The sequence below is a fragment of the Pseudomonas ficuserectae genome (assembly GCF_024584585.1).
Classification (GTDB): Bacteria; Pseudomonadota; Gammaproteobacteria; order Pseudomonadales; family Pseudomonadaceae; genus Aquipseudomonas; species Aquipseudomonas amygdali.
This window is the reverse complement of sequence record NZ_CP085684.1, coordinates 2,958,885-2,983,268: the sequence shown is the minus strand read 5'-3', so window position 1 is coordinate 2,983,268 and position 24,384 is coordinate 2,958,885. Positions and strand designations below refer to the sequence as shown.

Sequence of the window (24,384 nt, the reverse complement as noted above, 5' to 3'; positions counted from 1 at the left end):
CGATGCATGTCGAAATTTGCTCAATTATCTTCGCTTTTTAGCTCTTTCGGCCGCTGCAAAGCCTTTTGCGGTAACCATTTCCTGCATTACACGCGCACCTCTCCTGCGCTCGCCAACAAATGTCGGCGGGCCATCCACAGGTTTGACAGGGCGAACAACGTCACCATCTGCGCGGTGTTCTTGGCCAAGCCCCGAAAGCGCACTTTTTCATAGCCAAACTGGCGTTTGATGACCCGAAACGGATGCTCGACCTTGGCGCGAACCTGGGCCTTGGCCTTCTCGATTTTGCGGATCGCCTTGTACAAAATACTGCGTTTTCCATGCTTTTTGTAAGTGCTGCGGCGGGCGGCAATCTGCCAAATGACCTTGCGCCCAGCGTGTTCTTCGCGCTTCTCGACCCCGGTGTAACCTGCGTCGGCGCAGACTACGTTTTCCTCGCCGTGCAGCAGTTTGGCAACCTGCGTGACGTCTGCCACATTGGCCGCTGTTACTACCACGCTGTGCACCAGGCCTGACTCGTCGTCGGCGCCGATGTGAGCCTTGGCGCCGAAATAGTACTGGTTACCTTTCTTGGTTTGATGCATCTCAGGATCGCGTTTGCCATCCTTGTTCTTGGTCGAACTGGGCGCGTGAATCAGCGTGGCATCGACGATGGTGCCTTGACGCAACGACAAGCCACGGTCGCCCAGATAACCATTAATTACGCCGAGAATCCCGGTCGCCAACTCGTGCTTTTCCAGCAGACGACGGAAGTTGAGAATGGTGGTTTCGTCTGGAATTCGCTCCAGGCTCAGGCCTGAAAACTGACGCAGGATGGTCGTCTCATACAGCGCTTCTTCCATCGCCGGATCGCTGTAGCCGAACCAGTTCTGCATCAGATGAACACGCAGCATCGCCATCAGTGGGTAGGCGGGCCGGCCACCTTCTCCTTTTGGATAATAGGGCTCAATCAGGGCAATCAAACCTTTCCAGGGCACCACCTGATCCATCTCGATCAGGAACAATTCCTTACGGGTCTGCTTGCGCTTGCCGGCATACTCGGCGTCGGCGAAGGTCATCTGTTTCATCATCGAAAAGCTCGGCGACTGGTGTCCGGAGATTTTGCCAAATTAGGAAGTCTTTTTCAGAGTTTCCTTAGCGTTCCAAACTTACTGGGTCGGCTGAGCATTGCGTAACGCCATGAACGTTGTGATGGAGCGTTCCAACTCGGCCACGGAGGCAAAGCTGCCGTCGCGCAAGTACACGGTGATGTCTCGAAAGAAGCGCTCAACCATTTCCATCCAGGAGCTGAGGTTGGTGTGAAATGAATATGAAAACGTGGATGATTCGTCAGCCAAGCTTGCACTGCGGCATGCTTGTGGGTGGCGTAGTTATCGGCGATCAGATGGAGCTGGAGGTGCTTGGGCGTTTCTTTATTGATCTTCTTGAGAAACGCCAGTCACTCTTGATGCTGTTGCTGTTGCTGTTGCTGTTGCTGTTGCTGTTGCTGTTGCTGTTGCTGTTGCTGTTGCTGTTGCTGTTGCTGACGCAAGCCTTGTCCGATGGAGCCAGATAAAGCCCGATCACATCCCAGAATTTCTCCTCAAACTGCGTATCGTTTGACAACTTGAATGTCAAACCAGTTGTTGAGCATTGGAATGAGCAAGGTTACAATTCGACTAGGGCGGCGAGGAACGACTTTTATAACAATACCAAAGAGCTTAGTTTAAAGCTAAAAGTTGAGAACAGTAGGCAAGGCGGTGTAATGTCCGCGAGCGGTGTTAGGTACAGGCAGGATGTAGGGCCGGATTATAACTAGTGGGGGATATGTCGTGATTACGGAAGATGATTTGCTTGAAGAGTTTGTTGATGTAAACAGGGTTCGCTCTGATGTATTTTTCTTTCAGGATAAAATGCGGACATATACATACAATTATTGGTTGCAGTCGTCGAGCGTTCAAGATTTGCTTGTCGTTTCTGAAAATTTAAAAAATGACTCGTTTGCTATTGAAACTATTGATTCTGCACCTTCTGGCTTGGCTTTAGATAAACCTACCATTTACAAACTTAAAAAAGATTTTAACGGTTTTACTCATGGTATCGCAGTTCCGTCTGAATATCATGGGTATTTAAAAGGTACTGACAGTATTGATCGTAGGTGTTTATTCTTATGCTTGCCAATCTTCAGGTGTGAGTTTTCAGGGAATGAAAGTCCTGAAGAGTTTAGAGGGCTGCGTCTGCATTACAATCCTACACTCGACTGGGAGAGAGATAAACATCCGAAAATTCGTGTGTACTTTGACAATCCTAAAACGGGTGCCGGGGTAGTTGAGGATGGAGTTTTTTTCGATTAAACGCGCTTTTCAATGAAATCAATAATCTTAATGGGATCAGTAACGGTTTTATTGAGGTTGCAAATTGGATGGGTGCAGTAATTGAAATGCTTTCCCCTGAGCATGATAAATATTTGTTAATACGCAATAGGGAGGATGAGGAAGAAATATCTAAAGCCGATTTAATACTTCTAGTTAATGATTTTTGCTGTTCCTGATTTTAAATTATGGGCGGCAAGGGCCAGTATACGCGACCGCTCTGATCTGATCTGATGAACTTGTGCTACGGCGGTGATGCATCCGTAATCAAGGAGCGTATTGATCGGGCAGTATTGGCGCTGATACGATTTCGACCCCTCCGCAAAATCCATTGTATCCGCGCCACAAACCCTACCTAGCAAAAAATGAGGATTGCGTTTGGGAAACTCTGAAAAAGACTTCCTAATTTGGCAAAATCTCCGGACACCAGTCGCCGAGCTTTTCGATGATGAAACAGATGACCTTCGCCGACGCCGAGTATGCCGGCAAGCGCAAGCAGACCCGTAAGGAATTGTTCCTGATCGAGATGGATCAGGTGGTGCCCTGGAAAGGTTTGATTGCCCTGATTGAGCCCTATTATCCAAAAGGAGAAGGTGGCCGGCCCGCCTACCCACTGATGGCGATGCTGCGTGTTCATCTGATGCAGAACTGGTTCGGCTACAGCGATCCGGCGATGGAAGAAGCGCTGTATGAGACGACCATCCTGCGTCAGTTTTCAGGCCTGAGCCTGGAGCGAATTCCAGACGAAACCACCATTCTCAACTTCCGTCGTCTGCTGGAAAAGCACGAGTTGGCGACCGGGATTCTCGGCGTAATTAATGGTTATCTGGGCGACCGTGGCTTGTCGTTGCGTCAAGGCACCATCGTCGATGCCACGCTGATTCACGCGCCCAGTTCGACCAAGAACAAGGATGGCAAACGCGATCCTGAGATGCATCAAACCAAGAAAGGTAACCAGTACTATTTCGGCGCCAAGGCTCACATCGGCGCCGACGACGAGTCAGGCCTGGTGCACAGCGTGGTAGTAACAGCGGCCAATGTGGCAGACGTCACGCAGGTTGCCAAACTGCTGCACGGCGAGGAAAACGTAGTCTGCGCCGACGCAGGTTACACCGGGGTCGAGAAGCGCGAAGAACACGCTGGGCGCAAGGTCATTTGGCAGATTGCCGCCCGCCGCAGCACTTACAAAAAGCATGGAAAACGCAGTATTTTGTACAAGGCGATCCGCAAAATCGAGAAGGCCAAGGCCCAGGTTCGCGCCAAGGTCGAGCATCCGTTTCGGGTCATCAAACGCCAGTTTGGCTATGAAAAAGTGCGCTTTCGGGGCTTGGCCAAGAACACCGCGCAGATGGTGACGTTGTTCGCCCTGTCAAACCTGTGGATGGCCCGCCGACATTTGTTGGCGAGCGCAGGAGAGGTGCGCGTGTAATGCAGGAAATGGTTACCGCAAAAGGCTTTGCAGCGGCCGAAAGAGCTAAAAAGCGAAGATAATTGAGCAAATTTCGACATGCATCGTTTTTTGAAAAGTGCTGAGGACTCGGTAGCCGGAAAACATCCGGCTACTTCAGACCTTCCTTTGGTTCCTACGCCTACGAATCCTCGATTACCGTTTGTACTGTCCTTGCTGTATCTCTTGGAAGCCCTGAGCACGGAATTGAGACTCGCCTTTTGCTCCAGGATGATTCTTGCGATGACCGTTATTATTCTGACATCGGCAATTTGACTATTCTTGAAGTTTTAGATTGATTGCGTGAGTCGCGTGCCGGTCCTCGCCGAGGGCCCGCAGGTGGGGACCAGAACGCGCATGCTTAAAAAACTCGTCAGTTCCACCGCCACTATGCGTCCAGAGGTACGCATAATGTGTGGACGTTATGGTACTTGCGGCCAACGGCCAGAATCGATCGTCGGGACCATTGCGCAGCCCCCGGCGATCGATTTACCCATAACGTCAATTATGCGTGGCGGTACCATTTTGTTCGCCCAGGATCCTGAGCCGGCATCGAATTTGGTACCAAAGCACTTGCTCTATCGAGTGGTTTTGGTACCATTAACTCGCCCAGGTACCTCACCTGGCTCACTGGAGTGGTACCAATGTTAGTAAAAATCCTCGACGCTGACCCCGAATTCGTTGAAGCCCTCAAGTCTCAGACCGGCACAACGACTGCATCTAAAGCATTTGTTCATGCTGCTGATCGGTACCAGCACCTGCGTATCAAAATTGATGATCAGCGCATCCTCATCGAGTCGCTGACTTCTGATCTTGCAAGGGCTAATCGCGTTATCGAAGGCGCACGATCTGCCGCCGCGCTTCTTCTCGAGAAAACCGGCCAGCTTGATCTGCTTGATTGATTTGGTACCACTGAGTTTGCCGATCGGCGACTCGAGGTCGTTGCCCAGGAACGGATTTGGTACCGTTCCTTCGCTTCACCACCCCTTCACTGATTACTAGGCTTTACCGCAACGGACCCATTACGCACAGCGCAGTCGGTTGTCGGGTCCCGGAGGTCGTTTCTTGCAGCACCTGGCTATCTCAGAATCACTTTCAAGTCATGAAGGTAGATCTGCCAGGCAACCATCGCTATCAGCGCCTGTATCGTTGCCAGCGTCATGCCGCCAATGATGATGCCAATTGCTATTTCGTATGCCAGACGACGCTCAGGCCTCTTCTGAGTGCGTACCGTGTCGTCCTGATCGCGTTCTGCGCGCATTTTCTGTCCCTGTTGTTTTCGAGCCTAGCGGGTGGGGGTGCTGTTACACCCCCACTTTACTGCGGACCTCTGCAATTTCTGACCTCACTCAGGGTCGATTAGGATTTCACCTGATTCCCCAACCCTTGCGTAAGGTATTGATTTCTCTAGTATTTTATGTAGTAGCTTTGGGTCTTCCATAGGTGAATGCCCTTGTTTTAAAAGCATCTTGTTGATTTCTATAGATTTTTTCCTAAGCAACTCTTGCTCCTGTGTAGTTATTCGGAGCTGCATCTGTTTTTTCATTTCTTCGTCCATTCGTCGGTCTCCTCTCAAGGCTACTGCTAATCTGTCGACATATCTTGACATCGATTTGTCGACAAGGTTACATTTTGTCCCATATCGACTTGTCGACATGTCAACGGATGGCTTATGAAATTTTACGACTGGCTCACGGTGTCTCAAGAACATGATCATGACCTTCCCTTGGTTACACCCCCACTTTACTGCGGACCTCTGCAATTTCTGACCTCACTCAGGGTCGATTAGGATTTCACCTGATTCCCCAACCCTTGCGTAAGGTATTGATTTCTCTAGTATTTTATGTAGTAGCTTTGGGTCTTCCATAGGTGAATGCCCTTGTTTTAAAAGCATCTTGTTGATTTCTATAGATTTTTTCCTAAGCAACTCTTGCTCCTGTGTAGTTATTCGGAGCTGCATCTGTTTTTTCATTTCTTCGTCCATTCGTCGGTCTCCTCTCAAGGCTACTGCTAATCTGTCGACATATCTTGACATCGATTTGTCGACAAGGTTACATTTTGTCCCATATCGACTTGTCGACATGTCAACGGATGGCTTATGAAATTTTACGACTGGCTCACGGTGTCTCAAGAACATGATCATGACCTTCCCTTGGTTTGTGATACGTTCTTCATGTCCGTTGACGCCATCACTGGCGATGTCCTCAGTACAACCCAGCGAAAAGTCAAGCATCAAGCTTCTTTTTCTACTTCTGTTTTTATTCATGTCATTGGAAGAACCGTTCGTGTAGATGGCAATCCTAGCCGTGTAGGTCGCTTAGATAATCTTTTTGGTTTTACTACAATTGATCAATGCATAACTGTTTTTAATCAATTACTTGCTGAGCGTGGTCTTCCTCCTTTTACTCGCTGCACCCGAACTTACATTCGCGATGGAAAATCCGGTGGTCTTTCTGGTCATCTTGTTACGGATGGTGCAGTGATCCAGCGTATTGATATGACCACTAATATTTCTGTAGGCTTTGGGAATGAGTCTTTATATATAAAATCTTTGTCTAGTCAGCGTATAGGCCATAGTATTGGTTTTCTCTATCCAAATGGAAAAACCTGTACTTGGACCCCAGAGGGTAACGGAAAAGGCGGTCGACTTGAATATCGCAAAGCTTATTGTAAGGCCACTGAATTAAGTAAAAAGTTGCTTCCTCGCATTCTTCGTGATTTCGGTCCGAAGTCTGCTGAATATGAGTATGTCTGCAAAGTCCGTGACTACTGTGTAGAAAACGGTGTTGTGCGTATGGAACAAGAGCTTAAGGCAGAGTATTTGAAGCGTAAGGGTCTAGCCTTTTGGGGCTTATTCGATGAGAACCTACTTCAAGCCAAACATAATGAATTTCTATCCGTAGATCAAAAATTGCAGGTGAGTGCAATGGATATCACTACTATCGCTGACGAGTTGTTAAATAGAGGTTATGTTCGCAGTAGACAATCTGCTAACTCAACTGCATCTGTAGCCTTTCTTTGGATGCAGGGCCAGCCTTTGGGTATTAAGCAGCGTCAGTTTGATGAGCATGCATCTCGCCTTAATAAAATCGGCATTAATATTCGAAACGAGTGCGACCACAGTAAGTTTTCACCTGTCATCATTAAGCAGGTCCGTGAAATCAACAAAACCGTCCTCCATATGCCTCACGGTAACTGGTATCGCAAACCTAATCATTTGCAGGTTGCAGCATGAAGACTGTAAGCCTTCAAGGCATTCAGCTTTCACCTGGGCAACGACGCATGCTTGAACAGCAGCGTCATGTTCGTGATTTTATGAACCCTGTGCTGACCCAGCAAGTTGCTGAAACACTTGCTGTAATTGAAGTTAGGAAAGAGCAGGGCACTAAACCTGAGCGTATCTGGTTTCTTGATCGCCAAGAAAAAGGTACTCCCTCAATGGCTGAATGGATGGGTTACTAATGGACTACTTCGTTTCCCATGATCAGTTTATGTTTTATTTTTCCTCTTGTTTCATTGGTCTTGCCTTGGGTACTGCTCTTGGTATTTTTTTCTCAAATCGGAATCGCTGATATGAACAAGTCCCAATATCAGATTCTCCGTTATTCAGTCGAGGCCGAGATTGCTAATTTTAACTCTGGCAACATTGATGATTCTGCTTTCGCTAGTTCGCTTATGCGTCTGTTTCTACAGGCTTCATCTGCTGAGCAAGTCAAGTCTCAACTAGCCAAGCGTCAGTTTCTTACGTTTCGTCGTTTACCTAATTTAACACCGCCCAGCTGGGCATACTCCAATCCGAGCTTAAGTTCTCGGCTTCCCAAACTTTAAAAGGGCACCATTATGTCTCTCAAATTCCCTACTCTTATGGTCGAAGTTTCTGGCATTTCCCGTAGCGGCATCGCTAAGCAGTCCAAGAATCCCTATACCATGTATCAGGCTTTTGTTCACCTTCCTGGAATCCCTTATCCTCAGAAGGTTGAATTCTATGCACAGCAACAGTCCGAAGTTCCTCAGCCTGGCACTTATGAGTGTGACGTTGTCTGTGATGTTCGCGATGGTCGTCTTCAATTCGATGTTGACCCTCGTCAAGGTCGTCGCAAGAACATTCCTCCGCTTTCTGATGCAATGAACCCTCAGAAGGCTGGTTAACATGAATTTTCTGGGCTGTGACGGAATGTGGCAAGTTCAGTCTGACGGTACTCCCGTTTGTACTGGTCAACTTCAAACTTTCACAGTCCAAGAAATGCGGGACTCTCTCAGTCCTGCTATTACCGCAGAACAGCGTATGGAAATAACTGGTGCCTTACTTGCACTCTTTGTTTTCGTCTGGGTCTGCAAAACCGTCCGCAACTCATTTTAAGGTGTTTTTATGAAAAACAAATTGCTCGTTCTCTGCAAATCTGGCCGCGCTCAGTTGGCAGCCGCTGCTGTCGCCATTTCAACCGCCTCGCCGTCTTTTGCGGCTGGTGCCAACATCGATACCGCCGAAGCGCTCGGCTATGTCGCTGGTGGTGTTGCTGCTGCTGCCGCTGTTACTGCTGCAATGTTTGGCCTCGTTGCACTTATCGGTGCGGCCAAGAAAGCAATGCGCGCAGGGACTTAATTAACCCTGTTTGCCCGGTGGGAGTTTTTCCCCCCGGGCTTTTTTTTGTCTGGAGAAAACCATGGGGCCACTAAAATGTTTATTGATCCGAATGACTTCGTTTGGTTCTGGGTTACCGCTGCGCTTTTTCTTTTGTGCACTGGTCGTTAGTTTTTCGTTTTGCTCGTCTTCATTCGCCGACGAATATACGTATGCAACGTCTGCATCTGGTGGTCGTCACAGTTCAGCGTCAGCTGCATGCAGTGCAACAGCTTTAAACATTTACGCCGATAATTTAAACCCTCGATCAGCCGGTGTCTCATATCTCGGCGGCAACTCATATACGTGTACTATTGTAAGTAACGAGCCTCGAGACCCCTCATATACGTATACTAGGGATTTTCCTCTTGATAGGTCTGGTGACTCTTGTCCTCAAGGCACAAGCTTGTCTTCTAATCAGGGTAAATGCTCTACAGATCAGCAGAAATGTGACGATGCAAAGGGCACAGTTAGAAAAAATCATTCTTGGCACCAAACAACAGATTCCCCCTTACCACCATCCGTTGGTGGCTGTGCAACAGCTCTAACCGATGTATCAACTTGTCTTGCTGACCCTGCTGGTGGTTATACGTGCAGAGGTGATGTCTCTGTAACTGGTGATCTTTATGTTCCACCAGCACCCGAACCCACACCAACTCCTGGCACTGATTCCGGCACCGGCTCTGGCACCGGCACTGGCTCTGGCACCGGCACTGGCTCTGGCACCGGCTCAGGCTCAGGTAGCGGTTCAGGCTCAGGCTCAGGCTCAGGTAGTGGTTCAGGCTCAGGCTCCGGATCAGGTAGTGGTTCAGGCTCAGGCTCCGGCTCAGGCTCCGGCTCAGGTAGTGGTTCAGGCTCAGGCTCCGGCTCAGGTAGTGGTTCAGGCTCCGGCTCCGGCTCAGGTAGTGGCTCAGGCTCAGGCTCAGGTAGTGGTTCAGGCTCAGGCAGTGGCTCAGGCTCAGGCTCAGGCAGTGGTTCTGGTTCTGGTTCCGGCACTGGTGATGGTACTTGTGAAGGCGATAAATGCGGAGATGATGACGCTCAGGTTTCCGGTGATATGCAGTGTCAAACTGTAGTTTCTTGCACTGGTGATGTTATTCAATGCGCTGTTCTTCGTCAGGAACAGCAATCACGTTGTGCTGATAAAGAATATCGCGATCTTACTGAGAAAAAGATTGCTGATTTAAAGTCCGAACTTCAAAGTGAGTTTGCCGGTGAGGACTATAAGCCTATTAAGGCTGACTCTGATTCTACTTTCAATCTTTCATCAATGGTTGATACCAGTAGTAGGTTCGGTGCTTCCTGCCCAGTTCTTCGTACTGTAAACGTTCCATTCATGTTGGGTAGGTCAGTTACTTTTGACCCTAATGTGCCAGGCCTTTGTACATTTCTCACATTTATGGGTTATCTCATGGTCGCCTTTGCTATGCGTAAGGCTGCTGAAATTATCGCAACTGGAGTTTGATTATGCCTGCAATTATCGGTCTGTTTATACGCATGCTTGGCCTGTCCATTGTTCCTCTCGGCTGGAGGCTTCTTAGAGGTCTTGGCTTTGCAGCAATAAGTTATGTTGGCATTGATGCCGCACTTAATAAGGCTAAGGATTATGCGTTCTCTCAACTTGGCGGATTGCCTTCTGATTGGATTTCTGTTCTTGGCATGCTCAAGATAGATGTTTGTCTGAACATCTTGTTTTCTGCATACATTGCTCGCGCTTTGCTCGCAGGTATGAATAAGGCTGGTAGTAAAACATCTATGAAATGGACACCTAAGGAGTAGGGCGTATGTTATTTCTTCGTACTGGCTTGCCCGGTTCTGGCAAGACTCTTAATACCATTAAAGAGATTGATTTGGAGCATGCCGCTGATCCTCATAATCCTTTGTTGCGTCTTCATAAGGATCCCGAAGATCCAAACCTTCCTCCACGCACTATCTACTATCACGGCATCCCTGAACTCAAGGTTGATCAGCTCAAGTCAAAATGGGTTGAATGCGAAACTCCTGACCTTTGGTATGACTTGCCTGATGGTTCCGTTATTGTCATAGACGAGGCTCAGGGTACATTCGGTACTGATATCCGTGGACGTGTTGAAAAAGTTACTCGCTTTGAGAAACATCGACATCATGGTTGGGACGTTCATATCATCACGCAGCACCCATCACTTATTTGCTCACCTGTACGAAAGTTGGTAGGCAAGCATATAAACTTTATTCGCCCATACGGTCGTACTAAAGGCATATTCAGACATGAATATGAGATGTGTATTGATAAGCCTGAAAGTCGAACTAACTTTAAAATGGCTCAAGAGTCTAAAATAGAGTTCGATAAACACTATTTTGGCCTTTATAAGTCGTCAACCGTTCATACTCACAAGAAGGTCACGCCTAGTTATTACAAGTTAGTGCCTCTCTTTCTAGCTGTGCTTATTATTCCTATTTTGCTGCTTGGTTTTGGCTTTTGGTATGTTATGAAGAGCAAAACATCTGACAGTGAGGCTCTTATGCACTCAGACTCTCAAACAACTGTTTCAGAATCTAAGCGACCTTCATCAGTACCTTCAACTCCCGGTGTTACGACCCAAGGCCGTACTGTTCAACCTGTTCAGGAATATATACAGCAGTACAAGCCAAGAATTGCAGATGTCGAGGCTTCTGCACCTAGATATGACGAAGCTAACAAGGCTAGGGATTTTCCACGTCCTACTTGTATGGCCTCTACTGATGTTCGAACGTTGCTCGCCGCCAAATCCAGAGGCTTAAATACTGGCAAATTCAACGATGAGGACACTGTTTGCCAGTGTTACTCACAACAGGCCACACGTATGACTACGTCTTTTGATTTCTGTATGTCAGTTGTTCAAAACGGATACTTTGATGACACCAAGCAGCAGCCAGCGTACGCCACACCTTCCGGTCTTTCATCAACTCGCTTCCAGGAGTCGCGCGACGGTCCTCAGCGAGGGCTCGCAGCTGTGGACCAGAGCGCGCAACCTCAAAAGGTTTCACGCTTTAACATTATTCCCAACAGTGAGCTAACGTCGCGCCCTTGGAGAAATAAGCAATGACCTCACTTGAACTGATGTACAAGTACAATCCCGTCGTAGAGCGCCTAGACCTCTGTAATGCTCATGTTATCGATTGGAAGTGGCACCTGCAGGAAAGCCGTCCTCATTTCTGGTGGCGTTTCCGCTGTTGGGATGGAATCCAGAGGTACGCATAATGTATATTATGTTAAATTGTATCTATTTGTAACTGCTACCAGCAACCTAAGATCCAACGGTGTCACTCCACTGTGACCCCCACTACTTAATCGGAAACGTGAGCTAATTAATCGGAACGCTCTGCACAGCAATCACTTAGGTCGTACAGCTGACGTACTATCTCAAGTTACCAGCCTCTTATAGCTCAGTCCTTAATCGGAAACAGCCCGCCGCAAGCCCCTGATTTCTCGTATCCGATGACAGCGAACAAATTTGTCGCCTAAGCACTGCCCGGCGGAAGTTAACTGGAAAACAGAATCCAGTTACCCCAGAACTGACGGAACGCTTTGTTTTTTGGCAGATTACTTTCAGAACACAATCGCAGGCCATTCCTACGCCCCGGGTCGTTGACTAAAGTTAATCGGACAAAAAATCCTACGTGCGATTTGTGCCGCTCAGATGGTTGCTTTCATAGGATCCACTGTATAAATTTCGTACTTTGGGATCTCTACGGGACAAGGCTGTAAGCCAGTCGCGATAGCTTGGCCACATTTAGGACGTACCGATGGGTCTGAGGTTTCATCCGTTACTGACGCACCCTGACTCGCCTGCGCTTGGTGCAGGCGCACGATCTTGTGCGGAAAAAGAGCTGGTGGACGCTTACCTCCAGAGTCTTCCAGCGGTTTTGCGGGCTCAAGAAAGCTATACCTTGATGGCAGATTGCGGAAAATCTATAAGAGCTTCACCTGGCCAAACTCGTTGGAAGTTAGCGGTATTAGAAAAGTTTTTGCTTTGGAGTTTCATCGTCGTAGTGAAGCCTCTTACGGAGATAACTAACAAAGATGTCCAAAGCTTTTTGGATTTCTGCATCAGTCCTCCTAATTCATGGATGTCCAAGCTTACAAATAGGTTTGTAAAAAAAGATTCTGTTCTAAAAGCCAACCCGAAATGGCACCCATTTTACACCCCCTTACGCTCGGATGGTGTTCGGCGCGTGATCAATCGATTTTTTGAGTTTAACTCTGAATCAATTGGTCTAGTGCATTGCTCTCGTAGGCACCCTAAAACACTTCGAGACGACACATGTCGCTGTAATGAAACCGAGTTTATGTGCGACCAATATCTGGGGAGATTCAAACAAAAAACGAACGGCAAGGCAGGTTTAGAGCTTGGTTTATTCCTGTTCGCCACTTCGTTTTATCTAAAGATCCCCTTAAAGGAATGTGTTGACTGTCTTACCATGGATTGCTTTGATTTTTCAGATAGAAACAATGCAAAGTTTAAAGTCATCATGCCGCAAGGGTCTATCTTAGGTGAAGTACCTGAGGCTTATCTTGAATATTTTTTTAGGTGGAGAAATATTTCTAAGTTGCCGCCCTACCCATCATCTGATGAAGTTCATCCGCTGTTCCATCGTCGAGCTATAAATTACTCATCGGCCTATATTCCGAGGTTTGATACCGATGGTTTATCTCCGGCTAGGCTTTTAAAACTCTCCCAGAAAGGGTGCGTCCGATGCCGTGACTCGTCAGGGCAAGTCCAGGTAGATAGTAAAGGCAGGAGAAAAAAGCATTTGATAAGACTAACAAACAAGCAATTGTCTTTTTCTGCTATCGATCATTTTTATCAGCGGTCGCTGAATAATGAGCTTGATGCGTCCGCCATGCCAGTCCCGTTGTATCTTGTTAAAAAGAATGCCATCAAACCGCTACCTAAAAATGTTATAATATTTTTGTTGGCCCTTTCTAATCCCGCTATTTGCAAGGAGCTATGTACGGAGGGAGCATCTTTGTTTTGCTCTTTGGTTGACACCAGGCCGAACCACCTGAAACTACGAGCATTCGAAAAGCTGACCCTGTGGTCTGTTCTAGTAGCTGGTAAGAATCCAGCGGATCTAGATGCATCGGATGTCGAATCGTTTTACCAACATTGCTTGAGCCCACCGGCTCGGTGGGCTAGCGCAAGGATATATTCTCGGTCATGCATTCTATGGCGGCCGTATCTCATACTTCGTCCCGGCAAAGATAATAATGTTCCTCGTGCTGGTATGATTGTGAGCTGGTGTAATTCTTGCTTTGTTGATTTGGTACAGGCAGGAGTATTGCGCTCAAATCCGGTTGGTCGTTTGAATAAATATATTAACTAATGCGAGGTTCGGCATTATTGTGCATGGCACTTCGGCTTAATATAGTTATTCGTGCCAAGTATGATGCGTAATGAACGCACTCTCAACGTAATGCCCTACAATTTTATTCTGGATTGCTTGCGGGGCGCTGAGCACCAAGTATCCCCATTCACCGATCGCCGATCTCAGAATCATATATTAGTAAGGCCCGGTTCGCATGTATGAGCGGTGAACGAAGAGAAATTCGCTGTGAGCAGTGAGCGTCACGGTCTATAAAGCACGGGCTGGGAGCAAAAAAGACAGGAGATTAACTGGGGCGCAATTCAAACGAGGAGATGACTGCCCGGATCCAGTTTTCCACGGAGTCGGCGCCTGCAGGTCTTCCCAGCCGGCCTGTTATGGGCCTGTGGAAGCCACCGCTTGGTCGCACCCCTCAACAGGCCATTCGGATGCTAGGCAGGCCTAGTTAAGACTGAGACGTGAGCGCGCTATAAAGCTCTGTACGCCACTCGTAAGGACGCGGCGGCACTGCCTCAGCGAGCATACAATCGCGTAGCAGCTCCAGCGGGTATGAGGCTGCGCCATCCTGTAGCGTTAGATTGCGAGCGGAAATCTCGCACCGGATAAGCTGTGCTAGGTGTTCTTTAGTGAATAGGGAAATCGCTGTGGACTGCTGAAGCTCAAAGCGTTTGGATCTTGCGACGTGATCACTTCCGACGGCTTCATGAATCCAGGCGACAAGCCGTTCTAACCGTACGCGATCTTTGATATGTGGCTTCAAGACCCGAAAGCTGTTGGCCTGCAAAGCGCGCGAGAGAGGCTCTGCGAGGTTAACTTTATCAATGGCAATCTTTATCAATCGCGCTGGGCAGAACGGATTTAAGCTTCCTTGGGGGGACTCTACGGACGCCGGCGGTGCCCCTAAAGCGTTTGCCAAGGTTTCTGCAGCCAGTTGTGACCAGTCATCTGTAGACGACACGGCGCAGCTCAAGATCGCGTTCGAATCCACATGCACAGCGAAACCACAGTAGGCATGGCTGTAGCTGCCGCTTGGAAGCCATATCAAGACGTTGTCCAGGCGAGTGGTGACAACTATGACGTCGGCGCCAAAACGTCGCGGCTTTCCAGGGGGGGCTGAGACGAGAGGCTCATAAGCTGGCGCGGACTGCTTAGCCTTTTCCGCATAGCGACGTGTGCTCCCTACTACAAAGGGGGAACTGGGATTAGAGAGAGAACTCGCATCCTGAGGGGCTGCAGGGAGTGCATTCTCGCTCGTAAAGGGGTATCTGAGGCGCTTGTAGAACAGGGTGCCAGCCATTACCACACACGAGCCATTATATTTTTCCATCAGAGCCCGCTGGCAGGCCGCGACTATGGCTGGCACGTTTACATCAGAGATCGAGGCGCGTGCCACCTTCTGCTTTTCCAGATACTGAGCCGCGCGATCAAGCCTCGCAGTCTGGCCAGATGGCGGTGGAAACACATTTGGGTTGGACTGCGTGACGCTCGGAAAGTCCTCGTAACCCAGCAACCCTGCAATGACCTCACGCAAGACGTCGTGCCCTACAGCTTCATTCTGGATCGCTAAAATTGTCGCCGCATGATCCGCAGCAAGTTCAATGAGTCTCAGCATGGCGTAAATCCTCGGGAAGGCTGCAAGGTCTATTCAGGCTCGTCACTGCCCTCGCCCTACGTTTCGCGCTTCACATTTCTAAATATATGGGTGCGGGGGTATTAGCCCGCAGGGGAGCTTTGTACCTGGCTTTCTAGACAGGCCTCGTCAGTCGAAAGCGCGCGGTTTGAGCGGCCGTTCTGCCGAGCTACCACCGGCAGCTTGTAGTAGTGAACGAATCCTCGGTGGATTGCAGCGTTTCCAGAGCCTGACTTCAATAACGCTGTCTCCCCAGATCACTAGGGCGCGATCATCCGCTGGGCCATCGAACTGGAGCCTCACGCGTAGGCCGACAATGGCTTTGAGTGCGTCAGACCTGTACAGCCGGTTGTTAAACCTTACACCTTGAGAAGTCACAATTCGTGTGGTATCCATTTTATCCTCGAGACATATGTTGTCGTATCAGAGCGTTGGTGAAGAGCCAATTACACCTACAAGCCAAGATCCCGTGCGAACAGCTTGCAGCGAAGTTCTTCTGTCGCCAGCCCATCCTTAACGAGTCTTTCCAGCAGTGCATAAGTTAGATCAGCCCATGAACCTATGGGTTTAGACCACTCAGAGTCTTCAACCCAGATGAATGCTTCCTTATCATACTGATCTTTAATGTGTGCAAACGCACTAATTGCTACTGAGCCCTCACCTTCCAGGATGTTAATTGGTGGCTTGAAGAGAGACTTAAGGTGCGTAACGTCTGTGCGGTAGTAATCATGGTACATCTTGGTTGAATGAAATTTTCTCACAATTTCTTCAAACATCATTCGGAGCTGGCCAGCAGGATATGCATAGCTTGCCGCTTGCCAGATAGTATTTACCTGCTCGATATCGAAGCCGCATTCCAATGAGGATTGCAGCACGCTGTAATAGGCTCTGGGCATTGAAAGAGGAAGTCCAATCCCAGCTACCTTGTCGGAGCGACGATTGTTTTTATCCCTTCTGATAGTCTCATTATGAATGTCAACCTCTTTCCTGACCCTCTGTTGTATCTCTGCAAGGGTTAGAGGAGTCGAATCCCCATTCCCCACCTGCCGCCACTTCATGCGTTGTGTGATCTGCATAAAGGCATGTTCCACAAAACCATGAAATTTCCGCGAGCTATGTTGCACTTTAAATGCAGTACCCATAGACGAGCGGATCAAGCTTGATGAACAAAAATCTCTACCGGCATCGATTACGAATGTTGGAGTACCCGACGTAGGCAGCCATAACGACCGAGCCTGTGCTAACGCATCGCTAGGGCTTCCAGTCACCTCCATCGTGTGGTTGAGTACACAACCACAAATAGGGTCAAACATAAGTACCAGATGTGGCCGGCCAATGACACTTAAGCGATCCTTTTTGTACGCTAGGACATCAAGCGCTGTGACCTCAATGACTGGATCCGTATTCATAGGCTGTCGTCCTTTCCAAAACATAACCGCCAGATGCTGCATCTACATGCTGAAAGTAAGCTCGCCACAAATGATTTGACCTATGTCGAATCTAAGGACTGGCCCTTCTGAATTGCTATTTGATCAGAGCTATTAGCAGTCATTCATTTCATTCCCTCGACCTCAAAACCTTGTCGCTTGGTCGTCGTGGGGTGGAATGCTTTCAGGGTAGTTCGACAGCACAGTGTGTCAAGATTGCCACGTTAAAATTATCGAAACTCATGGTCGCTACCAACCTGCCACACAAGCCTCGTTAGTTAGTACACTCGGTGTACTAACTAATTAAAATGATGAAATATAATCTTTTTTGAACAGAAGTTGCGCTTTAGCACTTGCGGTTTGATTTGCTCAGACTGGCTTGGAGCACAAATACCGCACTATGAGAAAACGTCCTAAACGCAATCTTGGAGTCGCGATCACAACCGCTTCACCAGCGCATCCAGCTTTCTCTTAACCCCAATCTTCGGATTCAGCCTCAAGGCCTCCTCATAACACTCGATAGCCTCGCGAGCTTGCCCAAGCGCCTCATGTGCTAACCCTTGCACCTTCAACGCTGTCGGCTTCCACGCAGAGTTGTCGTCCGCCCCCAACGCTCGAGATCCAATCACCGCGGCCAGAATCCTCTCCAATTCAGACGTGGTGCATCCAACCTTCAGCATGGCTTCGGCAGTTACAATGACGTCCGTATAGTTGGTCGAGCTCAGCAAGGCTGCATCCGCGGCGTCTTCATCCACCAGAGCCCCGTCAGCACCGTAACGGTACTCGCCTCCGCCTGAGACCTTGACCACCAACTGCATCGACTTCTCATCAAATCCAATACGCTCAAAAGCACGCTGCGGCGTCACCGCGAAAAGCTCCACGCCTTCTTTGAGGTCATACAGCGCGAGCTTACGCCCGTCCTCAGTTGGGCTATTTGCGGTCAGGCAGTAGGCCAAGAGGCCATTGCGCGAAATCCCGCTCTGCAGAATATTTGCGCTCAGCACCTTGGTGATTATCGGTAGACCCTGGGAAGTGAAGACGTGGAATGTGCCAGACAGCGTGCTTCCGAAATGCCAGTCTTCCAAGCAAAACGTACCATTCTCGGCAACCGCACCGTTGTTCGGTCGGGGCATCCTGGCATCGACTAAAACAGCATCGTTGGCGACATCAATAAGGACATACCTGCCCTCACCTTCCTCGCGGTGCCCGCCACGCCGTCCATCCGGCGTCGAATCCTTCCAGGAGATCGCCCACGCCTTCTTAGGTGAGTATTTATAGAGCCCGTAGTAATCGCGGGCTGGCACGGTAAGCAGTCCACCTTCGAATTCAAAGCTGTCGCGGCCGCCTGGATTCTTCGGCGGGGATTCAACGCGTACAGCTTTACGCTTCCCAAACAACCAGTCCAACATGCCCATCGCTGCCCGCTCCCCTTGGCAATGGCCTGAATACAATGTTCAGTAAACATAGCTTGCATGATGAAACAACCTCATGCCTGTACGGTGGGATAATCCGTGTCTGCCTCTTTGCCTAAGCGCGGCGCGCCAGTACGACCGCCAGCCGCCAAGTGTTAAGATGTGGCGAACTGCCAGCGGAACTGGCCAACAAGATAATGAAGTAAAGGGATGTCAGTATGATCAGACGGTTTCGGCTGGAGCAGAAGTCGCTTTACGAGAAACTGGTCATTGCTCAGCGCTTGTCGGACATGTTGGAAAAATTCCTCGACGGGCGTCGGGCTCCGCTAGAAATTGGTGCTGAGCAAGGCGGTATCGAAGAGTGGGATGATGTTGTAATCGTCCATTCACGAGATTCATTCGAGCACCTGCAAATCAAGCGCCAGAGCACGCCCTTCTGCACCAAAGACCCCGATATGCGGGTATATCTGGCCAAACTCGCAGAGAAGAGACTCGCCCGCGAAAAGAGCAAAGCCGCCAAAGCTGCTAAAGCCGCCAAGGGTGGCAAGGCTGCCTCCGTACCCCTCGTTACGGAAAAGCCTGTTACGGACAAGCCTATTGCTACGGATGATGATATTGGTGCGGACGAAGCTGTTGCCACACTGGTTGCCGTAGACGATCCCGCAAATGCTGACGATGCTGCTGACGCGGCCAAGGATAGCCTTTCCGTTCTTGATTCGGCCTTTTCAAGCTTAGCCAGGCACGCTCGCGCCGGCACATTTGCCCAATTGCCTGAACGTCGATTTCAGCTGACGCTTTTAGGGGCACACCTAAGCATCAAGGACAAGCTGACCGTTAACCATCTGGACGAGCTGTGTAAGCTGTGCCGCCAGATAGGACTCAATCCCGACGACTTGGCGAAGCGTGTCGACGGGCCGACAACCCGGGCTCATCTCTGGCTTACGACCTGGTGTGGCTTTGAAGATTGGACGCAGATCATCGACACCCTCAAGCGTGTCACGGTCGTCTGCGTGGGGAACGACGCGACATTACAGCAGCGCTCAGTCGAATCCCTGGGCAGGCATTTCACCAATCCGGAACGCGCCCTCGAACAGCTTATTTCGGTGATCACCGCCGAGGTCTCTGACGTTTCGGCCCTGGGGTGTCATGCGATTATCCATGAGCTCAGAGACGAGCTTCGCCCCGATATCGAAACTTGGGCTCAATACCTGCTAGGGGATGAAGTCCAACCTTCCGGCAAGACCTGGTCGTTTTCTGGCACCCATGATCTCGGTGCGCTCTCCCCCCGAACAGCCCAGGGTGTCGTGAATCACCTTTGGGGCAGTGCACCAGGGAATCGGAAGCTTAGGGTGTATGCACCGTACTCGCCTCCCATAGGAGCGAACCTTACGCTTCCATCCGCAATATTGAGAATGGCGCTGCATCTGCCACACGGCAGTCAAAGCCTGATGCAGGGCGCGCAAACCTGGCGCACCAATGTTGGCCATGAAGTCGGGCACACCCTCGGTTGCGCCGAGAGCGACCTCAAAGATCTCTCGTGGATGGATAACACTGAGGCGCTCGTGAGCTCCCTGGATCATGAGTTCAAGACCCTGAGTGCTGCTCGAGCGGAAGCTGTAGCGCTCGCAAGTGCCATGGACGACTTGGTGTGGCAACGGCTAACTCAAAGTGTTTCTGCAAAGCTAAACGCCGTAAAAGATTCTGACCTTGCTGATGCCATGGAAGCGATTTGGCTAGAGTGGTTGGACGGATTCACGAAGAATCCGGAGAGCCGTCGTCAATTTCTGGAGCAGCTTCTATACCCGGAGACGGAAGGAAAAAATGCTACCCACGCACTTCGCCTTGGCCCTCGCACCGTAGACCTGCTGGTTAGCGCCGTCGAACTGCTTTTGCTGGTCGCCGTAGGGGTTGGAGGTGCAGGCACCGCTTGGAAGCATTTCCCGGAGTTTGGGGAGGTTCTGAGTATTGCCCTCAAGTACTGGTCTGGCCCGGCAACTGGAGCTCCTGAAGTCCGTGAGATATCCGACGATCTGTTGATCAACGTTATCGGCCCGTCCCCTGCCCCAGTCGTGATCCTGTCTGGCGTCAGCACTCCCCCTTCAGAACTCTTGAATACAGGTATGGCTGACGATGCAGAGTCGGCCACCAGCATGGCTGCAGAACGCCGACCACATCTGCTCGTGACCCGCTCTGGCGTATTCAACCAGTTGCGCTTCGGCACGCTGGCCACAGTGCGGCAACACTTTAGTAAACAATTGCAAGATCGACTGGTGGCGCGCCAGTCCGCCATCGACACGAACACGAAAGGAATCTGACATGCTAACAATCTCGGAGATGGTGGAAGCCATCTCGAACCGTGCCGAAGGTCGCTATGAGGTCGCCTATCCGGACTCGGTGGAACTGCCATCGCCGTTGGCTGAGATCGCGAGCGCAGGGATGCAGCTGAAACGGGTTAATCAGGAAGGTGCGGGCTGGCGGACTGTCTTGATCGCCGCCCTTCCCTACGACGTGTCTAAAATCCAGGGAGCGTTTCGGTGGGCGGCAGATGTCCGTGACATGCTCCCGGAGCCGCAAACTGCTGACCTCTATATGTTCATGCTCATTGAGGGTGTTGCGTCTGAGGACGCTGCTCGGCTCGAGACGGACGACCGCTTCTGCAGAAAGGTAGTCGTCAGAGAGGGCGAAGACGCCGGTTCCTTTCTCGACCGCAGCTTCCTTGCGACACTTTCGATTCCCGGTAGCTCCGACAGCATTAGTGACCCATTGTCAGCTTCCCTCAGCGCCCTCGTCCTGGCGCATACGTGGGTCAAGCCGCATCGCGATGAATGGCGCGAGCTCCTGCTTTCCGGCAAATCGGGTGGCGAAATTGCTGAGGCCCTTAGGATCTCGGCGTTTGGCGAGGAGGACGAGAAATGAATCAATTAAAGTCCATAACGCTCTCGAACATCCGCCGGTTTGGCGCCGAAACGAAGATTGAGCTCAGCCGCGGGGCCACGATCTTGCTCGCCCCCAATGGCACTGGGAAAACCGCGATCTTCGAAGCGGTTGAGTTCGCATTGACGGGCAAGATCTCTCGCCTCGACGGAAACCTCGTCCCAATCATCCGAGACTCTCAATCCATGGCTCGAGTGAGCCTTGATTTCGGTGATCTGCAAGCCAGCGCTCAAGTCAACAAAAGTGGGGACGTTGAGACAACGGGTGATCTGAGCCTTCTATTCCCCTCGAAAGATCCTGCCGACATACCCTTTCTGCTCAGGCTCACCCACCTGCTTGATCAGCGCGAGGGTGAATGGCTGGTCAAGGCAGATCCAAAGGTCGCGGGCTCCCAGTTGGAACGGTTGCCGATTGGCAAGGACGGCAGCCAGGTAAGCTCTGCTCTCGCGAGCATCCGGCGGGCGCTCACAGAGCAGATCAAGCAAGCGAAAGCGTCGCTGGATTCGCTCGAAGCCGAGTTTGCAGAATGGCAAAGCCTGAGCCTTGACCGAGACCAGGCGGCTGTCCAAACCCAAGGGGCGCTGCGCAGCAGGGAAAGCATTGCTGAGTCGATATCGGACATTGCTCAACAGGCGCAAAGCCTCGACCAATTGCCCTCCGGGCTGCTCGTACCTCCATTGGGCCAAGATGGATTGGAGACGGTGCATGATGCACTGGAGCAACTGGTTCAAAACAAGCTCGAGCGACTTCGTGAACAGATCAAGGAATTGGCTGAGGTCGACGGGCTCATAGGCCGGTTTGTGTCTGAACAAGCTCGTTCAGAGCAGCTCAGTACCGAGTTCCTCTCCGCGACGCAGGAACTGAACCAGAAGAGAGAACATCGCTCGGTGGCCGTGGCAGCTCTTGAGCAGCTACAACGAGAGTTGGTCGCTGCAGAAACTGAACGCGACACGATTGCTCAGCAACTCAATCGGTACGTGAATGAGACCAACGCCAAGGAGACGGTTGAGCAACGCCAGCAGGTTCTGAAGACAACCGACGACGCCCTAACCATCGCTGAATCGCAAGCTTCTACGGCGCGCAGAATGCACGAAGGACACGAGCAGCTCGGTGTTCAACATGACCTGATCAATGGTCAGCGCAAGACGCTGCTGCAAATAGACTCCGACCTCCTCACAGCTCAAGAACTCCTGGATCGCTGGGAGCTGACTCTTCAGCGAGTTGCAGAAGTTACCGGCACCATCAGCGGCGAAGCAGCACATGAAGAGCTTCTCAGCGAACAGCTTCGTGTCGCGCTAGAGGCCAGAGCGACCGCTGAAGAAGAAGATCAGGCCGCCAAGGGCCATCATGAAAATCTGACATCTGCGGCTGACTCAATACGCCAAGCTGTTGCAGCCATCGCGGCCCATTTGCCTCCCGACCGCGGTGATTGCCCGCTGTGTGGCGAAGAACATGGCGCGGTCGGCTTACATGAGCGTGTCGCCAAGGCGCTAGCGGCTATCGACCCGAATATCGTCGAAGCCGAACGACGTGTAAAAAGGGCCGCGGATGTTCTCCGAGAATCTACTGAGGCAGTGACGAACGCTGAAGCAGAAGTCAGAGCATGTCAGTACAGGATTATTGACCTAGAGTCGCAGCAGGGATACCTGACAGCCGATATCGTCGAGATCAGCTTGAACAATCTGCTCGGCGGCGACACGGTTCCCTTGGCGAAAGAGTCCATCCGGCTTCGCGTTGATGCCAATGCCGCTGCGAAGCTTCAACTGGACGATAAACAGCGCAACCTCGCTCCGCGGGTAAGCTCAGAAGTCTTTGAGCAGACAAGGAATGAATACGACTCCGCTGTTCGCGCAGTGGACTCCGCGCGGCAGGCCCGTTCAGAGGCCAGTAGCCGGCTGGAGCAAGCGACTGCGGCGTTGGCAGCGATCACCGCAGACGCCCCGCCAGCTCAATCCTTGGAAGATCTGTCTACCGCGCAGAACCAGACCGCCAAGCAGCTCGTTGAGTTAGGTGCCAAGATAATTGCCGAACAGACTGCCTTGGATCGTCAGCAGGCCCAACTGACCGATGCCACGATCGCTGCAGCTGGTTTGGAAACACAGCTGTCTGAAGCGCAAGCACGATTGGCTACCATCAGGGCGTCCTGGCGTCAGCTCTCATTCGCCGGCGATCCCACAGCCGCGGTTGCGAGCAGCCATGAGGCTCAGTTGCAGTCCACCAGCACTGAGCTAACTAGGCACTCGGAAACGCTTCAGACCATCAAGATCGAGATCGGAGCGTGGAGCAAGATAGAGCAGGCCCGGCTCGCTCAGGGGCTTCTTGATCGCCGGCGCGGCGAGCGGTCGGAGGATGAGTTCTCGACCCACCTGAATCAACAGGTCGAATCGAAGCGCACGGGCGTGCAGCGCCTATCGCAATTGTCTGCAGCGATGGAGTCGCTCAACCAGTCCCTTTCCTCCGAAATCGCGAACGTCCAGAAAAACGTTCAGGCAGTGATGCCTCGGTGGCAAGCATTGCTCAAACGCGTGGTCAGGGAGCAAAGGTTTACCGGGACGAATCTGAGTTTCCGAAGCTCCTATCAAAAGGCACGTGCTGAGGTATCTGTGCCGCTCCACGGGGGGTTAGCCCCAGTACCCTCGATAGCCAGCGAGGCTCAACTGACGGATCTGCAACTGACGTTCCTGCTTTCAATGGCCTTGGAACATCAGTGGTCTCCGTGGCGCGGGCTCCTCCTTGATGATCCCACACAGCATCACGATCTGGTGCATGCCGCGTCCGTCTTTGATGTGCTTCGCGACTACATCATTAATCATGATTTCCAAGTGGTCATCGCGACGCACGATGCCCTTCAGGCCCGCTACTTCATGCGCAAACTGCAGAATGATGGAATCGACGCACGCATATGGTCACTTGTTCCGACCCCTGAGGGCGTAACCGCGGTGGAAACCCCTTGGCCGGGTAGAAGCCAGATCACGATTGACGAGCAGTCACCACCGGCGCTCGACGATGTGTGAGTGCTAGATAGGATCTGAAGGCTGCAGCGACTGTGCCGGGTGTTGATCCGGCACGGTCAAATAATAACGACGCTCTCTGCTGCAATTCGGGCTTGCCGCGACCCAACCATTGCCTCTTAGCCTCATAACTCACCATTCACAACAGCGCGAACGGCTCGCTTTTCCTTGGATCAATAACCTTTTTAAATTGGTTGCTCCGGCT

Annotated in this window: 23 protein-coding genes and 1 pseudogene; 15 read left to right on the top strand and 9 right to left on the bottom strand. The window is 50.9% G+C overall.

Translation table 11 applies throughout. The features are described from left to right. Positions 1 to 86: 86 nt before the first annotated feature. Together LJU29_RS13085 and LJU29_RS13080 are read right to left on the bottom strand one after the other, a co-directional pair. A complete protein-coding gene (locus LJU29_RS13085; protein ID WP_054078085.1) occupies positions 87 to 1,067 on the bottom strand; it encodes an IS5-like element ISPsy2 family transposase in 981 nt (326 codons plus the stop codon). Positions 1,068 to 1,151: 84 nt separating this feature from the next. Further along, positions 1,152 to 1,459 (bottom strand): annotated as a pseudogene (locus LJU29_RS13080) (transposase); the annotation flags it as partial. 352 nt (positions 1,460 to 1,811) lie between these two features. Between LJU29_RS13080 and LJU29_RS13075 the strand changes: the two are divergent. From LJU29_RS13075 to LJU29_RS13065, 3 genes are all read left to right on the top strand, one after another. Continuing rightward, a complete protein-coding gene (locus tag LJU29_RS13075; protein WP_257112617.1) occupies positions 1,812 to 2,333 on the top strand; it encodes a hypothetical protein in 522 nt (173 codons plus the stop codon). Between the two features lie 466 nt (positions 2,334 to 2,799). Continuing rightward, complete coding sequence (locus tag LJU29_RS13070) at positions 2,800 to 3,780, top strand: IS5-like element ISPsy2 family transposase (RefSeq protein WP_054078085.1); 981 nt, start codon at positions 2,800 to 2,802, stop codon at positions 3,778 to 3,780. A gap of 662 nt (positions 3,781 to 4,442) precedes the next feature. Beyond that, positions 4,443 to 4,700 (top strand): hypothetical protein, encoded by a 258-nt coding sequence (locus LJU29_RS13065; RefSeq protein WP_257112616.1) that lies wholly within the window; start codon positions 4,443 to 4,445, stop codon positions 4,698 to 4,700. 176 nt (positions 4,701 to 4,876) lie between these two features. Here the strand turns inward: LJU29_RS13065 and LJU29_RS13060 are convergent, their stop codons facing one another. From LJU29_RS13060 to LJU29_RS13050, 3 genes are all read right to left on the bottom strand, one after another. Beyond that, positions 4,877 to 5,059 (bottom strand): hypothetical protein, encoded by a 183-nt coding sequence (locus LJU29_RS13060; protein ID WP_122320852.1) that lies wholly within the window; start codon positions 5,057 to 5,059, stop codon positions 4,877 to 4,879. Between the two features lie 84 nt (positions 5,060 to 5,143). Next, the gene (locus LJU29_RS13055) at positions 5,144 to 5,356 is read right to left on the bottom strand and encodes a hypothetical protein (RefSeq protein WP_054078471.1); all 213 of its coding nucleotides are present in this window, start codon (positions 5,354 to 5,356) and stop codon (positions 5,144 to 5,146) included. A gap of 213 nt (positions 5,357 to 5,569) precedes the next feature. Next, positions 5,570 to 5,782, bottom strand: coding sequence for a hypothetical protein (locus LJU29_RS13050; protein ID WP_054078471.1), 213 nt, complete (start codon positions 5,780 to 5,782; stop codon positions 5,570 to 5,572). A 114-nt stretch (positions 5,783 to 5,896) separates the two neighbouring features. Between LJU29_RS13050 and LJU29_RS13045 the strand changes: the two genes are divergently transcribed. The 9 genes from LJU29_RS13045 to LJU29_RS13005 all read left to right on the top strand — a co-directional run bounded on the left by LJU29_RS13045 (position 5,897) and on the right by LJU29_RS13005 (position 13,765). Next, the gene (locus LJU29_RS13045) at positions 5,897 to 7,033 is read left to right on the top strand and encodes a phage/plasmid replication domain-containing protein (RefSeq protein ID WP_257112614.1); all 1,137 of its coding nucleotides are present in this window, start codon (positions 5,897 to 5,899) and stop codon (positions 7,031 to 7,033) included. After that, entirely contained in the window at positions 7,030 to 7,260 is a 231-nt protein-coding gene (locus LJU29_RS13040) for a hypothetical protein (protein ID WP_240883402.1), read from the top strand. Before LJU29_RS13045 ends, LJU29_RS13040 begins: the two co-directional genes overlap by 4 nt. Positions 7,261 to 7,638: 378 nt before the next feature. Beyond that, positions 7,639 to 7,947 (top strand): propanediol utilization protein, encoded by a 309-nt coding sequence (locus tag LJU29_RS13035; RefSeq protein ID WP_122320838.1) that lies wholly within the window; start codon positions 7,639 to 7,641, stop codon positions 7,945 to 7,947. A 220-nt stretch (positions 7,948 to 8,167) separates the two neighbouring features. Next, the gene (locus tag LJU29_RS13030; protein ID WP_058428179.1) at positions 8,168 to 8,401 is read left to right on the top strand and encodes a hypothetical protein; all 234 of its coding nucleotides are present in this window, start codon (positions 8,168 to 8,170) and stop codon (positions 8,399 to 8,401) included. Between the two features lie 644 nt (positions 8,402 to 9,045). Next, complete coding sequence (locus LJU29_RS13025; RefSeq protein WP_257112610.1) at positions 9,046 to 9,495, top strand: hypothetical protein; 450 nt, start codon at positions 9,046 to 9,048, stop codon at positions 9,493 to 9,495. Further along, positions 9,477 to 9,884: a hypothetical protein gene (locus LJU29_RS13020; RefSeq protein ID WP_122320842.1), complete on the top strand. Its 408-nt coding sequence runs from the start codon at positions 9,477 to 9,479 to the stop codon at positions 9,882 to 9,884. The genes LJU29_RS13025 and LJU29_RS13020 overlap by 19 nt, the downstream gene beginning before the upstream one ends. A gap of 2 nt (positions 9,885 to 9,886) precedes the next feature. Then, a complete protein-coding gene (locus tag LJU29_RS13015; RefSeq protein ID WP_257112609.1) occupies positions 9,887 to 10,198 on the top strand; it encodes a DUF2523 domain-containing protein in 312 nt (103 codons plus the stop codon). Between the two features lie 5 nt (positions 10,199 to 10,203). Further along, positions 10,204 to 11,484, top strand: a complete 1,281-nt coding sequence (locus LJU29_RS13010; RefSeq protein ID WP_257112607.1) for a zonular occludens toxin domain-containing protein — start codon at positions 10,204 to 10,206, stop codon at positions 11,482 to 11,484. Between the two features lie 700 nt (positions 11,485 to 12,184). Continuing rightward, the gene (locus LJU29_RS13005; protein WP_257112606.1) at positions 12,185 to 13,765 is read left to right on the top strand and encodes a hypothetical protein; all 1,581 of its coding nucleotides are present in this window, start codon (positions 12,185 to 12,187) and stop codon (positions 13,763 to 13,765) included. Positions 13,766 to 14,210: 445 nt separating this feature from the next. Here the strand turns inward: LJU29_RS13005 and LJU29_RS13000 are convergent, their stop codons facing one another. The 4 genes from LJU29_RS13000 to LJU29_RS12985 form a co-directional block, all read right to left on the bottom strand. Then, the gene (locus tag LJU29_RS13000) at positions 14,211 to 15,377 is read right to left on the bottom strand and encodes a hypothetical protein (protein WP_257112605.1); all 1,167 of its coding nucleotides are present in this window, start codon (positions 15,375 to 15,377) and stop codon (positions 14,211 to 14,213) included. Positions 15,378 to 15,524: 147 nt separating this feature from the next. Next, complete coding sequence (locus LJU29_RS12995; protein WP_257112604.1) at positions 15,525 to 15,791, bottom strand: Mu transposase C-terminal domain-containing protein; 267 nt, start codon at positions 15,789 to 15,791, stop codon at positions 15,525 to 15,527. A gap of 56 nt (positions 15,792 to 15,847) precedes the next feature. Continuing rightward, positions 15,848 to 16,804 (bottom strand): hypothetical protein, encoded by a 957-nt coding sequence (locus LJU29_RS12990; protein WP_257112603.1) that lies wholly within the window; start codon positions 16,802 to 16,804, stop codon positions 15,848 to 15,850. 455 nt (positions 16,805 to 17,259) lie between these two features. Further along, positions 17,260 to 18,231, bottom strand: coding sequence for a tetratricopeptide repeat protein (locus LJU29_RS12985; protein WP_257112601.1), 972 nt, complete (start codon positions 18,229 to 18,231; stop codon positions 17,260 to 17,262). Between the two features lie 221 nt (positions 18,232 to 18,452). Between LJU29_RS12985 and LJU29_RS12980 the strand changes: the two genes are divergently transcribed. The 3 genes from LJU29_RS12980 to LJU29_RS12970 are packed head-to-tail and all read left to right on the top strand — an operon-like array spanning position 18,453 to position 24,182. Beyond that, complete coding sequence (locus tag LJU29_RS12980) at positions 18,453 to 20,549, top strand: ABC-three component system protein (RefSeq protein ID WP_005886845.1); 2,097 nt, start codon at positions 18,453 to 18,455, stop codon at positions 20,547 to 20,549. Between the two features lies 1 nt (position 20,550). Continuing rightward, positions 20,551 to 21,150: an ABC-three component system middle component 1 gene (locus LJU29_RS12975; protein ID WP_005886847.1), complete on the top strand. Its 600-nt coding sequence runs from the start codon at positions 20,551 to 20,553 to the stop codon at positions 21,148 to 21,150. After that, positions 21,147 to 24,182, top strand: coding sequence for an AAA family ATPase (locus tag LJU29_RS12970; RefSeq protein ID WP_257112598.1), 3,036 nt, complete (start codon positions 21,147 to 21,149; stop codon positions 24,180 to 24,182). The genes LJU29_RS12975 and LJU29_RS12970 overlap by 4 nt, the downstream gene beginning before the upstream one ends. Positions 24,183 to 24,384 lie beyond the last annotated feature (202 nt).

Bases quoted from the DNA above. Each gene is read 5' to 3' on its own strand.
- LJU29_RS13085 (WP_054078085.1), bottom strand. From the start codon at position 1,067: ATGAAACAGATGACCTTCGCCGACGCCGAGTATGCCGGCAAGCGCAAG.
- LJU29_RS13070 (WP_054078085.1), top strand. From the start codon at position 2,800: ATGAAACAGATGACCTTCGCCGACGCCGAGTATGCCGGCAAGCGCAAG.
- LJU29_RS13065 (WP_257112616.1), top strand. From the start codon at position 4,443: ATGTTAGTAAAAATCCTCGACGCTGACCCCGAATTCGTTGAAGCCCTC.
- LJU29_RS13060 (WP_122320852.1), bottom strand. From the start codon at position 5,059: ATGCGCGCAGAACGCGATCAGGACGACACGGTACGCACTCAGAAGAGG.
- LJU29_RS13055 (WP_054078471.1), bottom strand. From the start codon at position 5,356: ATGGACGAAGAAATGAAAAAACAGATGCAGCTCCGAATAACTACACAG.
- LJU29_RS13050 (WP_054078471.1), bottom strand. From the start codon at position 5,782: ATGGACGAAGAAATGAAAAAACAGATGCAGCTCCGAATAACTACACAG.
- LJU29_RS13045 (WP_257112614.1), top strand. From the start codon at position 5,897: ATGAAATTTTACGACTGGCTCACGGTGTCTCAAGAACATGATCATGAC.
- LJU29_RS13040 (WP_240883402.1), top strand. From the start codon at position 7,030: ATGAAGACTGTAAGCCTTCAAGGCATTCAGCTTTCACCTGGGCAACGA.
- LJU29_RS13035 (WP_122320838.1), top strand. From the start codon at position 7,639: ATGTCTCTCAAATTCCCTACTCTTATGGTCGAAGTTTCTGGCATTTCC.
- LJU29_RS13030 (WP_058428179.1), top strand. From the start codon at position 8,168: ATGAAAAACAAATTGCTCGTTCTCTGCAAATCTGGCCGCGCTCAGTTG.
- LJU29_RS13025 (WP_257112610.1), top strand. From the start codon at position 9,046: ATGTTCCACCAGCACCCGAACCCACACCAACTCCTGGCACTGATTCCG.
- LJU29_RS13020 (WP_122320842.1), top strand. From the start codon at position 9,477: ATGCAGTGTCAAACTGTAGTTTCTTGCACTGGTGATGTTATTCAATGC.
- LJU29_RS13015 (WP_257112609.1), top strand. From the start codon at position 9,887: ATGCCTGCAATTATCGGTCTGTTTATACGCATGCTTGGCCTGTCCATT.
- LJU29_RS13010 (WP_257112607.1), top strand. From the start codon at position 10,204: ATGTTATTTCTTCGTACTGGCTTGCCCGGTTCTGGCAAGACTCTTAAT.
- LJU29_RS13005 (WP_257112606.1), top strand. From the start codon at position 12,185: ATGGGTCTGAGGTTTCATCCGTTACTGACGCACCCTGACTCGCCTGCG.
- LJU29_RS13000 (WP_257112605.1), bottom strand. From the start codon at position 15,377: ATGCTGAGACTCATTGAACTTGCTGCGGATCATGCGGCGACAATTTTA.
- LJU29_RS12995 (WP_257112604.1), bottom strand. From the start codon at position 15,791: ATGGATACCACACGAATTGTGACTTCTCAAGGTGTAAGGTTTAACAAC.
- LJU29_RS12990 (WP_257112603.1), bottom strand. From the start codon at position 16,804: ATGAATACGGATCCAGTCATTGAGGTCACAGCGCTTGATGTCCTAGCG.
- LJU29_RS12985 (WP_257112601.1), bottom strand. From the start codon at position 18,231: ATGTTGGACTGGTTGTTTGGGAAGCGTAAAGCTGTACGCGTTGAATCC.
- LJU29_RS12980 (WP_005886845.1), top strand. From the start codon at position 18,453: ATGATCAGACGGTTTCGGCTGGAGCAGAAGTCGCTTTACGAGAAACTG.
- LJU29_RS12975 (WP_005886847.1), top strand. From the start codon at position 20,551: ATGCTAACAATCTCGGAGATGGTGGAAGCCATCTCGAACCGTGCCGAA.
- LJU29_RS12970 (WP_257112598.1), top strand. From the start codon at position 21,147: ATGAATCAATTAAAGTCCATAACGCTCTCGAACATCCGCCGGTTTGGC.